This window comes from Kocuria nitroreducens (genome assembly GCF_042879195.1).
Lineage (GTDB): Bacteria > Actinomycetota > Actinomycetes > Actinomycetales > Micrococcaceae > Kocuria > Kocuria nitroreducens.
In genome coordinates this window covers 1-12,207 of record NZ_JBHZTC010000004.1, presented here as the reverse complement: position 1 = coordinate 12,207, position 12,207 = coordinate 1, and the positions used below count along the sequence as shown (strand labels likewise).

At 67.5% G+C, this 12,207-nt stretch carries 10 protein-coding genes and 3 pseudogenes; 11 read left to right on the top strand and 2 right to left on the bottom strand.

Annotated features, from left to right (window positions below):
• Positions 1-4 precede the first annotated feature (4 nt).
• The 4 genes from ACFYE1_RS03325 (at position 5) to ACFYE1_RS03310 (ending at position 3,072) form a co-directional block, all read left to right on the top strand.
• Positions 5-922, top strand: coding sequence for a TrmH family RNA methyltransferase (locus ACFYE1_RS03325; protein ID WP_387739934.1), 918 nt, complete (start codon positions 5-7; stop codon positions 920-922).
• The gene (locus ACFYE1_RS03320) at positions 919-1,371 is read left to right on the top strand and encodes a (deoxy)nucleoside triphosphate pyrophosphohydrolase (RefSeq protein WP_387739932.1); all 453 of its coding nucleotides are present in this window, start codon (positions 919-921) and stop codon (positions 1,369-1,371) included. Before ACFYE1_RS03325 ends, ACFYE1_RS03320 begins: the two co-directional genes overlap by 4 nt.
• Positions 1,372-1,960: 589 nt before the next feature.
• Positions 1,961-2,443 (top strand): MarR family winged helix-turn-helix transcriptional regulator, encoded by a 483-nt coding sequence (locus tag ACFYE1_RS03315; RefSeq protein WP_387739929.1) that lies wholly within the window; start codon positions 1,961-1,963, stop codon positions 2,441-2,443.
• Positions 2,444-2,514: 71 nt separating this feature from the next.
• A complete protein-coding gene (locus ACFYE1_RS03310; protein WP_387740236.1) occupies positions 2,515-3,072 on the top strand; it encodes a hypothetical protein in 558 nt (185 codons plus the stop codon).
• Between the two features lie 47 nt (positions 3,073-3,119).
• Here ACFYE1_RS03310 and ACFYE1_RS03305 read toward each other — a convergent pair whose 3' ends face one another.
• Positions 3,120-3,605, bottom strand: a complete 486-nt coding sequence (locus ACFYE1_RS03305; protein WP_387739928.1) for an ester cyclase — start codon at positions 3,603-3,605, stop codon at positions 3,120-3,122.
• Here ACFYE1_RS03305 and ACFYE1_RS03300 point away from each other — a divergent pair.
• The 7 genes and pseudogenes from ACFYE1_RS03300 (at position 3,495) to ACFYE1_RS03270 (ending at position 11,562) form a co-directional block, all read left to right on the top strand.
• Positions 3,495-4,124 carry a transposase gene (locus tag ACFYE1_RS03300; protein ID WP_387739927.1) on the top strand — a complete coding sequence of 210 codons (630 nt, stop codon included), beginning with the start codon at positions 3,495-3,497 and terminating at the stop codon, positions 4,122-4,124. The two genes, ACFYE1_RS03305 and ACFYE1_RS03300, sit on opposite strands and share 111 nt — an antisense overlap.
• Positions 4,042-4,389 (top strand): annotated as a pseudogene (locus ACFYE1_RS03295) (transposase); the annotation flags it as partial. The gene ACFYE1_RS03300 and the pseudogene ACFYE1_RS03295, both read left to right, overlap by 83 nt.
• A gap of 211 nt (positions 4,390-4,600) precedes the next feature.
• A complete protein-coding gene (locus ACFYE1_RS03290) occupies positions 4,601-6,187 on the top strand; it encodes a transposase (protein WP_387739926.1) in 1,587 nt (528 codons plus the stop codon).
• A gap of 111 nt (positions 6,188-6,298) precedes the next feature.
• Positions 6,299-6,511, top strand: a pseudogene (locus tag ACFYE1_RS03285) (transposase); the annotation flags it as partial.
• 230 nt (positions 6,512-6,741) lie between these two features.
• Positions 6,742-8,305, top strand: a pseudogene (locus ACFYE1_RS03280) (IS1634 family transposase).
• A 681-nt stretch (positions 8,306-8,986) separates the two neighbouring features.
• Positions 8,987-10,441 carry a hypothetical protein gene (locus tag ACFYE1_RS03275; RefSeq protein WP_387739925.1) on the top strand — a complete coding sequence of 485 codons (1,455 nt, stop codon included), beginning with the start codon at positions 8,987-8,989 and terminating at the stop codon, positions 10,439-10,441.
• Entirely contained in the window at positions 10,438-11,562 is a 1,125-nt protein-coding gene (locus tag ACFYE1_RS03270; protein WP_387739923.1) for a zinc-dependent alcohol dehydrogenase family protein, read from the top strand. The genes ACFYE1_RS03275 and ACFYE1_RS03270 overlap by 4 nt, the downstream gene beginning before the upstream one ends.
• A gap of 211 nt (positions 11,563-11,773) precedes the next feature.
• Here ACFYE1_RS03270 and ACFYE1_RS03265 read toward each other — a convergent pair whose 3' ends face one another.
• Positions 11,774-11,989: a hypothetical protein gene (locus tag ACFYE1_RS03265; RefSeq protein WP_387739921.1), complete on the bottom strand. Its 216-nt coding sequence runs from the start codon at positions 11,987-11,989 to the stop codon at positions 11,774-11,776.
• Positions 11,990-12,207 lie beyond the last annotated feature (218 nt).

Here is a 12,207-nt window from a genome sequence, read left to right as displayed (position 1 = left end):
AGCAGTGAACCTCACGGAGCGCCTGGCCGCCCAGCCGATGTCCAACCCCCGAGCCGATCGGGTCAAGGACGTCGCGGGACTGGCCGGGCGCTCCGCGCGTTCCAAGCGCGGTCTGTTTCTCGCCGAGGGCCCGCAGAACGCCCGCGAGGCTCTCGCCCGGCACCTGGAGTCTCCGTGCGTGGACGCCGTCTACGTCACCGAGGACGCCCTGGACCGCCACCCGGACGTCACCGCCCTCCTGGAGCGCGCGGCCGAGGACCGCTCCGTGTTCGTCCGACTCGTGACGCGGGAGGTCCTCGCCGCCATGAGCGACGCGGTGACCCCGCAGGGCGTCGTCGTCGTGTGCCGACCCCTCGACACGGACCTTGGGACCGTGCTCGCCGCCGGGCCCCGGCTCGTGAGCGTGCTGGCCCGGGTGCAGGACCCCGGCAACGCCGGCACCGTCCTGCGCGCCGCGGACGCCGCCGGCGCGGACGCGGTGGTGCTCACCGCCGGCAGCGTGGACGTCTACAACCCCAAGACCGTGCGCTCGACCGCCGGCTCCCTCTTCCACCTTCCCGTGGTCGTGGGCGCCGACCTGCCCGCGCTGCTCGCGGCCGCCCGCGCTGCCGGGTGCGGCGTGCTGGCCGCCGACGGCCACGGGGACGTCGACCTCGACCGGCTCCAGGACGTCTCCGCGGCACGCGCCGCCGGTGCGGACGGCGTCGACAACGAGTACGACCTGGCCCGGCCCACCGTGTGGATCTTCGGCAACGAGGCCCGGGGGCTGTCGGAGGCGGAGAAGGCGCTGGCCGACCACCGCGTCGCCGTGCCGGTGCACGGCCGGGCGGAGTCCCTCAACGTGGGCACTGCCGCCACCGTGTGTCTGTACGCCTCGGCCCGCGCCCAGCGGCGCCCCGGGGGCCGGGGGCTGAGCCCGTGACCGCACCGCTGCCCGCCGCTCACCGCACCCAGGTGGTCGGTGCCGCCCTGCTCGACGACGCGCGCCGCCCCACGGCCTTCCTCGCCGCGCAGCGGGCCTACCCCGGGGCCCTGCGGGGCCTGTGGGAGTTCCCCGGCGGCAAGCAGGAGCCGCACGAGAGCTGCGAGCAGGCCCTGGTGCGGGAGTGCGCCGAGGAGCTCGGCGTGGACGTCCGGCTGCTCACGGAGGTGCGCGGACCGCACGCCCAGGGCTGGCCGCTCAAGGACACCGCGGCGATGCGGGTCTGGACGGCCGTGGCCGCCGGCGGCGACCCGCGGCCCGTGGTGGGGGAGGACCACCTGGCCGTGCGGTGGCTTCCGCTCGACGACCCCGCCGCCGCGCTCCAGCTCCCCTGGATCCCGGCCGACGTGCCCATCGTGCACGCACTGCTGGAGCACCTCCGGGCCTGAGTCGCCCGCCGCGGCCCCGCGTTCACTCCCACCGTCACTGGATCCGGCAGAACGCACCGGCATCGCCTCGTCAGCGTCGGCGGCCGGCGGGCGAATTGGACTCCCTCACGAGGCCCTCGTTTCTCTCCACCGGCCCGGGCGCCCGTGCCTGCTCCGACACGGTCTGCTCGACCGGCAGCAGCACCGAAGACGACCTTGGCTGCCTCACGCGCGCTGTCGCGCGACGGTCCAATCCGCCGTGGCCCTGACAGTCCGCGAGGAGAAGGTTCTCATCGCAGACGCACGGGGAAGGAGAGCGCTGAAAAGGTGATGAGACGCCATATCAGCACGAGCATCGTCAGTTCCCACTTCGCCCGTCTCGTGGCCGAGCTTGCAGCCCTGAATCGGGATGTACCGGACGTGCAGGCCGACGGAACGGAACGCGTTCGACGCACCAGCTGATGTATGACAAGTCAAGGGACGCGAGACGTCTCGTGAATAGGGTTCCCGATTCCTATTCCGGAAGGAGTGGATGTGGGGTTGCGCTTCCCGCAGAGCTATTGATGGCCCTATCACTCACCCGTGCTTCAAGTGGTGAAGCCTTGTAAATGTGAAGTACGGTAACGGTATGACGTATGCCATCCGGATCCTGGACCAGCTTCTTGAAGTCAGCGTTGTGCTGCAGCAGGACATGTCTCGTGCCTTTGAGGGCACGGGATTGACCACAGCGCGCACTCATCTGTTGTGGGAGCTGCACCGGATGGGGCCCTCCACCCAGCAGGCCCTGTCAAGGGTGCTGCAGGTCAGTGCCCGCAATGTCTCGGGCCTGGTGGATGCCCTGGAAGGGGCCGGGTATGTACAGCGCCAGCCGCATCCGGGGGATCGGCGGGCATTTTTGGTCACGCTCACCGACCGAGGGGAACAAGCCATGGCGACGATGGAGGCCGAGCACCAGGAGCTGGCCCGGCAGCTGGTGACCGGGCTGGGCCCCGAGCAGGCGGGTGCCCTGGAGGAAGGGCTCGCGCACGTGCTGCAACGACTGCACGGGTTGGTGGCCGAGGCTTCTGCCGGCGGGTCGGAGGCCGGGCGATGAGTGCGACCACGGTGGAGGCTCAGCGGTCTTGGTGGCACCGAGCGGTCTATCTGGGGCGGCGGGCCGTGCAGATGGAGATTGCCGTCTGGCGCAGCATCTACCGCTTCCTTCTGCGCCGGCCCCGGGTCCCAGCCGGGGCGGTCGGGTTCACCTACCACCAGCCGGTGCTGCCCCTGCTGATCGGCTTCCTGGTCGCTTCGGCGATTGAGCTGGTGGCCGTGGATCTGCTGGTGCAGCAGTGGCCGCTGGTGCGCATCCCGCTGCTGGTGGTGGGCATCTGGGGGCTGCTGTGGATGCTCGGGCTTCTCCTCGGGTACCTCACCCGTCCCCATGCCGTGGGGCCGGCGGGCATCCGGGTGCGGGACGGGGCCGAGATCGACATCGCGGTTCCCTGGGAAGCGGTGGAGTCCGTGGCGCAGGTGAGCGACGCGGGCAAGCCTGCCAAGGTGGCCGACACCGCCGATGGCCGGGTTCTGTCCCTGTGGATGCAGCAGGCCACCAACGTCGAGGTCGTGCTGGCCTACCCGGTGCGGGTCCGGTTGCCGCAAGAAGTGGAAACGGTGGACGTGCTGTGCTTCCACGCCGATGAGGCCGAAGACTTCATGTCCGCGGTGCGCCAGCACATCTGAATCCTGCGTCCCGGGTGCGGCCGGCACCCGGGGCGCAGCTCATTGCTTCAGTTCTTGGTGTGGCCGCTGGCGGGGGAACTCTGGGCTACGGAACCGGTGATCTGGTGCATCAGGGTTGCAATGTCCGAGGCGATCCACTTCTCGGCCAGGCGCCCATCGGTGACCCGGTACCGCTCGATGCTGTCGTAGCGCACCTCCCGTCCGGTGGGGGCCACCCCCTGGAACTCACCGCGGTGGGTTCCGCGGAACATCAGGCGTACCGCGACACGGTCCTCCTGGCCGAAGACGTCAAGGATCTCGGCGTGGAGATCGGGGAAGGCTTTGAGCATCATCTCCACGTTGGTCTGCCAGGCCTGGTATCCGTGCGGGACTGTAAGAAAAACGGTGTGTGAGGGTCCGGCCTGATCCGAAAGGAGACGGCAATGACCGACTTCACGACTGACAGGACAGAGGAGATGATCGATCCCGTGACGGGAGAGATCATCGATCAGAAGGAACTCGCCGAACGCCTGCTGGCCCAGGCCAAGGAGCAAGGCGTGAGCCTGGTGGGTCCCGGTGGCCTGCTGAACCAGCGCACGAAGAACGTCCTCGAGACCGTGCTCGAGGCGGAGCTGACCGAGCACCTCGGACACGATCACGGGCAGACCCCGATCGCGGCCAGCATGCGCAACGGGACCCGGGTGAAGACCGTGCTGACCGAGATCGGCCCCGTTGAAATCGAGGTGCCGCGGGACCGGGACGGGTCGCTCACACCGGTGATCGTGCCCAAGGGCAAGCGGCGCCTGGACGGGATCGATCAGATCGTGCTTTCGCTGTCGGCCCGCGGGCTGACCACCGGGGAGATCGCCGCGCACTTCGAGGAGGTCTACGGGGCGAAGGTCTCCAAGGACACCATCAGCCGGATCACTTCAGAAGGTCGCCGGCGAGCTGGCCGAGTGGTCCTCCCGTCCGCTGGACCCGCTCTACCCGGTGCTCTTCGTCGACGCGATCGCCGGTGTTGGTCCGCGACGGGCAGGTGCGCAACACCCCGTTCTACGTCGTCATGGGCGTGACCGTGCACGGGGACGCGACATCCTCGGGATCTGGGCCGGCGACGGCGCCGAGGGCGCCCGGTTCTGGCTGCAGGTGTTCTCCGAGTTGAAGAACCGGGGTGTCGGGGACGTGTTCATCGCTGTCTGCGACGGGCTCAAGGGCCTGCCGGAGGCGATCAACACCACCTGGACGCAGACGGTGGTTCAGCAGTGCATCGTGCACCTGATCCGCAACTCCTTTCGCTACGCGGGCCGCCAGCACCGTGACGGGATCGTCAAGGCGCTCAAGCCGGTCTACACCGCCCCGTCCGAGGCCGCGGCGAAGGACCGGTTCGCTTCAGTTCAAGGCCCAGTGGCGCCAGCGGTATCCGGCGATCGTGCAGCTGTGGGAGTCCTCCTGGGCTTCAGTTCGTGCCGTTCCTGGACTACGGAGCCTGTTGCAGAATCGGGTGTCGTCGGGGCGTGGTGTGTCGGTGGTGGGCGGGGGATGATGTGGCATGGCCAAGTCGTATCGCCCGGTGCTCCGGGACCAGCCGATGCTGTTGCCGGTGGATCTGCGGGAGTGGCTTCCGCAGGATCACCTGGTCTGGTTCGTGCTGGAGACCGTCGAGGCTCTCGACATCACTGCTCTGGAACGCACCCGGCGTCGTGGCGGGCCCGGCGCTGCTGGTTACGACCCGCAGATGCTGCTGGGACTGTTGGTCTACGCGTACTGCCAAGGGGTGCGGTCCTCGCGGGCGATCGAGCGGATGTGTCTCACGGATGTGGCGTTTAGGGTGTTGTGCGCCCAGGACGGCCCGGATCACACCACGATCGCCAGATTCCGCGCCGATTCCCAGGACGCGTTCACGGAGTTGTTCGCGCAGGTCTTGATGATCGCCGCCCGGGCCGGGCTGGGCCGGTTCGGCACGGTCGCGATCGACGGCACCAAGATCGCCGCGAACGCCTCGATCGACGCCAACCGTGGCCAGGACTGGTTCGATCGGCACGTCGCCGGCGTGGTCGCCGAGGCCCAGGAGACAGACCGGGCCGAGGACGCCGCAGCGGGTGATGGGGATGGCGACGACCGCCCGGATCGGGTGCCCGCCGATCTGGGGGACCGCACCCGGCGGCGGGAGAGGATCCAGCAGGCCTCCGAAGAGCTCAAAGCCCAGCGGCAACGACGCACCCGGGATCAGGCCGAGCACGAGGCCGCCGCGTTGGCGAGGCGCCGCCGCTCGGAGCAGGGACAGCCGGTGGTCGGCCGGATCCCGAACGGGCCGCACCGGCTCGCCGAGGCACGGGCGCACCTGGTCCGGGAGATCACCTCGCATCAGGCGAAGCTGGACCGGTACGCCGCCCTGGTCGCGGCGGGTAGGAAACCGATGGGGCGTCCGCCGGTGCCGATGGCCGAGAGCACGAGGGTGGCGCGGGCTCGCCGCGTCGTGGCCAATGCCGAGGCCGCCGCCGCCGCAGCCGCCGTGGAGCCGGTCCCGGCCGGGAAGGGGCTGCCGAAGGTCGTGGCGAACACCACCGACCCGCAATCGCGGATCATGCCGACCCGTCGAGGATTCCTGCAGGGCTACAACGCCCAGGTCGCGGTCACCAGCGATCAACTCATCGTCGCGGTGCAGGTGGGACAGACACCGAACGATCAAGGCTGCTTCACCCCGATGATGGACGCCGCCCAGCGCGTAGCAATACGGATGCACGCCCACACCGGCAGCCCCGATCACGTGGTGGGCACCGTGCTGGCCGACGCCGGGTACAACAGCGACGCCAACCTCACCGCTGCAGGACCGGACCGGTTGATCGCCTTGGGCAAGCGGCGCGACGACCAGCGCGCCGCGGCCCAGGAACCGGCACACGGGCCGCCCTCAGCGGAGGCGACCCCGCGTGAGGCCAATGCCCACCGGCTGCGCACCCGTGCAGGCCGCGATCTCTCCAAGCGTCGAGCAGCGACGGTGGAACCTGGCATCGGCAATCTGAAGAAGATCATCGACCGGTTCTCCCGCCGCGGCCTCGATCGCGCCACCAGCGAGCTACACCTGGCCGCCACAGCGTTCAACATCCTCAAAATCCACCGAGCAACCCCCACCGCCTGAAGGCAGGGGTCCTGGACCCCGTCCTCGGCGCGGCCCGGGGCCGGCCCCTCGTCATCATCGACTCGGATCAGCTTTGGACCGGCTCCTGCAGGCGGATTCTGCAACAGGCTCTACGACGTGGAGATCCGGCGGGTGATCTGCTCGACCAACGCGATCGAGTCCCTCAATGCCCGGTTCCGACGCGCGGTACGGGCCCGGGGCCACTTCCCCAACGAGCAGTCCGCGATGAAGACCCTGTACCTCGTAGTACGAAGTCTGGACCCGAAGGGCACCGGGCAGACACGATGGGTCACCCGGTGGAAGCCGGCGCTGAACGCGTTCGCGTTTCCCCTTCGCCGGACGGTTCGAGAGAACCACTCACTGATGAAAACCGCCGGACCCCACACACCGTTTATCGGACAGTCCCGGGTCCGGCAGTGCTTCAGCGTGCAATGCAGCGTCTGGCCTGACTCGTGCCACTTGAGGGGTGCTGGTTGGCTCGGCTGGTGTTGTCGCTGGTCAGGGTCTTGTGGTGGGGGTCGGCGACACACTAATGGTGTGGGTAGGGTCGGATCGTGGTGTTCGTGCGCAAGGTCCGGACGGCGTCGGGGGCGACGGCGGTGCAGATCGCTGAGCGCCGAGGCGGTCGGGACAAGGTCCTGGAGCACCTGGGGTCAGCGCACACCGAGGCCGAGCTGACCGCGTTGCTGGAGGCGGCTCGGGTGAAGATGCACCCGGGTCAGAGCGAGCTTGACCTGAGCGCGGGCGCGGTGCCGGCGGGGCAGTCGATGATCACCGGCAAGTGCAGCGCGGTGCTGTGGCATGTCCTGACCAGCGCGTACGCCAAGTTGGGGTTCGATGCCCTGGACGATGAGGCCTTCAAGGCGCTGGTGCTGGCGCGGATCGTGGAACCGACGAGCAAGGCCGACTCACTGCGGGTCCTGGACGAACTCGGTGTGCCGCACGCGTCGCTGCGCACGATGTTCCGGTGCCTGGCCCGCGCTCAAGAGCGCGGCTACCGCGACCAGGTCGCGGCGGCGTGCTTCGCCCACGCCGCCGGCCACGGGGACCTGTCGCTGGTCCTGTACGACGTGACCACCCTCTACTTCGAGGCCGAACAGGAGGACGAGCTGCGGAAGGTCGGTTACTCGAAGGAACGGCGCGTGGACCCGCAGGTCGTCGTGGGGCTGCTCGTGGACTGTGCCGGGTTCCCCCTGGAGGTCGGGTGCTTCGAGGGCAACAAGGCGGCAGACCACCACGATCCTGCCGATCATCGAGCAGTTCCAGCAACGCCACAGCCTGGCCGACATCGTGGTGGTCGCCGACGCGGGCATGCTCTCCTCGGCGAACCTCAAGGAGCTCGATGCGGCCGGGGTGCGGTTCATCGTCGGCTCGCGGGTCACCAAAGCCCCGGGCGACCTCGCGTCTCATTTCCGGTGGCACGGGGATGCGTTCACCGACGGGCAGATCATCGACACCATCACCCCGCGTGTGGCCACCGCCAAGGCGGCGTCCGTCAACGACGACAACAAACGCGCCGAACCCGTCGGGGACCCCGCGGTGCACGAACGAGCGTGGCGGGCAGTATGGGCGTACTCCGCCAAGCGCGCCACACGGGACCGGGCCACCCTCACCCTGCAGGAGAACCGCGCCAAGGCCGTCATCGCGGGCGAGAAGCCAGCCCGTACACCGCGGTTCGTAAAGACGGTGAACGGGTCGACGAGCCTGGACGAGGACGCTGTGGCCCGCGCCCGCAGCCTGGCGGGGCTGAAGGGGTACGTCACCAACCTGCCCGTTGTGACCGTGCCCGCAGCAGAGGTGATCTCCTCCTACCACTCGTTGTGGCAGGTCGAGGCGTCGTTCCGGATGAGCAAGACCGACCTGCGAGCCAGGCCCATGTTCCACCACGATCGCGACGCCATCGAAGCCCACCTCACCATCGTCGTCACGGCCCTGGCCGTTGCCCGCCACCTGCAGGACCAGACCGGGATGAGCATCAAAAAGATCGTCCAGGCACTACGCCCGCTGCAACAGGTCACCGTCGTCATCGCCGGCCATCCCCACGTCGCCGCCGACCCACTGACCGACACCGCCCGTGAGATCCTCACCGCCACCGGCACCGAATGGCCAACCCACTAAATTGGCACGACTCGGGTAAGAGGTTCCGACGATAGGTCATGGTCGCCGAGCAGGTCAACGTCCTGCAGAACGCGACGAACCCGCGAACTCATTGGACTCCGGTTGTCATCGTTGACGGAGCCAATGTCGTGGGCAGTCGCCCCGACGGCTGATGGCGTGATTGAGCGGGCGCAACCCGGCGGCTTCATGATCAGTTCGCAGCCACTGATGTGGCGGACCAAGACGAGATCGTGCTGGTCCTCGAGGCCTACGCGAAGCGTGGCCGCCGTGCGCCGGTCAAGAGGGACACGTACGTACCGTTCACGCCGCAAGGTCAGGCGACGACGCGATCGTTTACGAGGTGCATAGTCAGATCGCCCTCGACGAAGGGCGGTGTCACCGTGGTGACGGTGGACCGGGGCTGCGCGACCGGGTTAAGGCGGCTTGCGCTGGCAGCACAAGCCCCGGTGGCTTCTCGACCAGCTCTGATCGGCGAGCCGATCGGAGCTGTTTCGTCATGGACCACATGCAACCCCCAGGACGAGCGCAAGGCAAGTGCCGGCGCCGGGCGCGTCATAGGGCCGTCACCGAGCGTCTCCCGCGCCCCGCGCGGTACGGTTTGATCCATCCACGCCGATGCCCTCGTCTCGGGCACCGGAAGCGGGTTCTGGTGTCCCGCACCACAGCTAAGTGAGGCCGCAGATGAGTTATCGCGATCGGACCGATGGAGGCGTCCAACCTTACTGGCCGCTTGGCATGTTTCAAGTGCGGCTTCCGTTCGTCCACTACCGCTTTGAGTGGCCGGATTACTTGCAGGGATTACTGATGTGCGCGGTGGACTTGGCCGCGATTGCGTTGATGACCGAGCTACTTGGAATGCCGTTCGAGGCTGCCTTGGCCGTGGTCATCCTCAATGGAGTGTTGTACCTGGCGCACCATCTGCTAGGTGATCCCGTAGTCCCTGGCTGGATCACTCCGGCAATCCCACTGCTGATTGCTTACGTCGCGACGTTTGAAGAGGGTGAGCAACGGGTCTTCGCCCTGATCGCGTTTCAATTGACGCTCGGGGTGTTCGCCGTTGCTCTCGGCGTCACCGGGCTGGCGACGAAAGTCGTCCGGATCCTCCCGCCAGCGCTCAAGGCGGGGATTGTCATGGGCGCCGGCCTCGCTGCGGTCATCACGGTATTTGACGACGGGGGACGCTTTCACACCTTTCCGTTCACTATTTCGATCGCCGTCGGCCTGGCGTTCTACCTCCTCTTTTCGCGTCACTTCGCGAATTTGAAGGCCACGAGCCGCTTCTGGCGCCGATTCGGTAATCTCGGCATCTTCCCCATCATCGCGCTGGCCATCGTCATCGCCCCGCTCTTCGACGAAGCTCCCTGGCCGCAAATCGAGTGGGGTCTAAGCAACCCGGACTTCGGTACGCTCTGGTCGCAGTACACGGTGTTCGGTCTGGGCTTTCCCCCATTGTCGATGTTCCTGACCGCCATCCCCACGGTTCTGGCGACATACATCGTATTGTTCGGTGATGTCCTGCAGGCTCGCGCCTTGTTGGACGAGGCCGATGAGTCCCGGCCGGACGAAAAGGTCATCTACGACCCCAGCCGGGCACACGCCATCTTCGGCGGGCGCAATGCGGTGATGAGCATCATCGGGCCAGATGTCGCCATGTGCGGCCCGCTTTGGGCGGCGATGCACGTGGTGATCGTCGAGCGATACAAGGATGGCAAGGCCGCGATGCACTCCATCTTCGGTGGTAGCGGCTCGTTCCGGTGGGGTACAAACACAGGTTTGCTTCTGATGCCCGTCGTCACCTTGGTGGAGCCCATCCTCGGCGTCGCCTTGGCACTCACACTGTTGATCCAGGGGTATGTCAGTGTCCGGATCGGGATTATGGAGGCCAGGAGTCAGCGGGACCTCGGGATCGCCGGAGTGACCGGTGCAGTACTGGCCACTCAGGGAGCAACGTGGGCCTTCGCGGTCGGCATCGCGCTGTGCCTGCTGGTTTATGGGAGGGACTTCTTCTCAGGTGAGGACGACGGCACCTTCGCCGAGACGGCAACAGGATCGGGGTCCGCAGGTGAGACTCCCGCGCAAAAAACGGACATCGAGCCAGAAGATCCAGGAACTCCCGAGGAGAGGAACACTCGATGAAAATCGACGCGGCAGTATTGACCCGAGACGATGCCCCCGCACCGTACGCGCAGAGCCAGCCCCTGCAAGTAGGGCGGGTCGAGTTGGACCGGCCTGGTCGCGGAGAGTTGCTGGTACGAATCCGGGCGGCGGGATTGTGCCACTCCGACTTGTCAGTAATGAACGGAGACCGACAACGAGGTTTGCCGCTGGTCTTGGGCCACGAAGCAGCCGGAATCGTAGAAGCAGTAGGTGACGGGGTCAACAGCTTCACCGAGGGTGACCATGTGGTGATGGCGTTCGTACCCTCCTGCGGGGACTGCCTGCCCTGTCAGTCCGGCCGTCCCGCCCTGTGCGAGCCAGGCGCAGCTGCCAACGCCGAGGGGACCCTGCTGAGCGGCGCCCGCCGGCTACACCAGGGCGGGAAGGAATTGAACCACCACTTGGGGGTGGCCTGCTTCGCTGACCACGCGGTGATCTCGGAGAAGTCGTGCATCAAGATTAGCGAGGAGCTCCCCTTCGAGCACGCGGCGCTCTTCGGTTGCGCGGTCCTCACCGGGGTGGGCGCGGTGATCAACACCGCCGCGATGACAGCCGGGAGCTCAGCCGCGGTTGTGGGGCTTGGCGGTGTGGGTTTGAGCGCGCTGCTCGGGGCCATCGCCTCAGGAGCCCGCGCAGTCGTCGCCGTCGACACCAATCCCGAACGTCTCGAGTTCGCCCGCGAGCTCGGCGCCACAAGCACACTGGACAGCACGGATGGGGACGCCGTTGCGCGCTTCACCCGTGACCACGGCAGGCTGGAGTACGTCTTTGAGATGGCCGGGGCGGTGCCCGCGTTGCAGACTGCCTACGCGTTGACTGGCCGTGGTGGCACCACTGTCACAGCAGGCCTGCCTCACCCCGACGCCGAACTCACCCTCAAGGCCGTCACGCTAACCACGGAAGAACGCACGCTCAAGGGTTCCTACATCGGGACGGCCGTGCCACGACGTGACGTGCCGCGATACGTCGCCCTGTTCCAGGCAGGCCGCCTTCCCGTTGATCGCCTAGTGACTCACTCGTTGGCGTTAGCAGACCTCAACGAAGGCTTCGACCGCCTCGCGTCTGGCGACGCAATTCGGCAGATCGTGCTCTTCGACTGACTCCCAAGCGGAGACGGTGACAACGCTGATCGCCACCAGGTGGAGCACGCCCCGGCGCCGCGCGACTGACTCGACGAGACTTGTCCAATTCCGACGGCTGGTCAAGGGCAAGCTCTCGCGATGGGTCGGGTAGAAGTCCTGGACTGGCTGGCGTCATGACCCGCGCCGCCGACACGGTTCTTGTCGCGTGCCGCTGGCAACCCGCTCGACTTCAGAGTCCAAGATCGCGGCTGGTGGACGTGGCTAGCGCTGCGGCGGGTCGGATGTAGTGGGTGAGGAGCGTGCCCAGGTCGCGGTGGCGGGTCTGGGCCGCGATGCGGTCGATGGGAGCGCCGTTGATGGCCGCGGAGGTGGCATGGCCGGCGCGCAGTGAGTGGCCTGTGACCAGGATGTCGTCGAAGCCGGCAGCGTTTGCTCGTGCCTGCACGAGCCTGCTGACGGCTCGGGGTCCGATGCGTTCGCTGGTGACGACTCCGGGATGGACTACCCGGGTGAACAGGGCTCGCTGCCCGGCCGGGCGGATCTTGAGCCAGTCGTCTGAAGTGACCCCCGTCAGGCGGACGCCTCGTTTTGTGGCTCTTCAGAGTTGAGGGTGTAGTGCGGGTTGGCGCGTCGGTCGCCGGATAGGGGTCGAGGCCTCCCGAA

What these genes read in the sequence shown, in the direction of transcription:
- ACFYE1_RS03310 (WP_387740236.1), top strand. Translation starts at nt 2,515, where the DNA reads ATGGAGATTGCCGTCTGGCGCAGCATCTACCGCTTCCTTCTGCGCCGG.
- ACFYE1_RS03300 (WP_387739927.1), top strand. Translation starts at nt 3,495, where the DNA reads ATGACCGACTTCACGACTGACAGGACAGAGGAGATGATCGATCCCGTG.
- ACFYE1_RS03290 (WP_387739926.1), top strand. Translation starts at nt 4,601, where the DNA reads ATGGCCAAGTCGTATCGCCCGGTGCTCCGGGACCAGCCGATGCTGTTG.
- ACFYE1_RS03275 (WP_387739925.1), top strand. Translation starts at nt 8,987, where the DNA reads ATGAGTTATCGCGATCGGACCGATGGAGGCGTCCAACCTTACTGGCCG.
- ACFYE1_RS03270 (WP_387739923.1), top strand. Translation starts at nt 10,438, where the DNA reads ATGAAAATCGACGCGGCAGTATTGACCCGAGACGATGCCCCCGCACCG.